1 pseudogene is annotated in these 267 nt (G+C 65.5%); it reads right to left on the bottom strand.

The window, feature by feature from the left end:
* Positions 1-267 (bottom strand): annotated as a pseudogene (locus BFV97_RS18220) (strawberry notch family protein); the annotation flags it as partial.

Here is a 267-nt window from a genome sequence, read left to right as displayed (position 1 = left end):
GCCGCCCACCGAGTGCCAGGCGCTTTGCAGCCGCAATGAGATGTTTGGCAGCGATGTGCTTGTCCCGGGAGCGATCGACCGAGGAGGCGAAGGGCGGATTCATCACCACGACGTCGGGTAGAACCGGCGTGTGCAGCAGATCGTCGATATGCTCCCCGTCATGGCCCGTCACCTCGCCGCCGAAGAGGGCGCGCAGGAGGTGCTGGCGAAAGGGGTCGATCTCGTTGAGCAAAAGCGTAGCACCGGCCCGGGCGGCGAAAGCGGCTA

The sequence above is a fragment of the Neptunicoccus sediminis genome, assembly GCF_001719615.1.
In the GTDB taxonomy this organism is placed as follows: Bacteria; Pseudomonadota; Alphaproteobacteria; order Rhodobacterales; family Rhodobacteraceae; genus Amylibacter; species Amylibacter sediminis.
The sequence above is the reverse complement of the archived record's forward strand: the minus strand, read 5'-3'. Positions and strand labels throughout refer to the sequence as shown.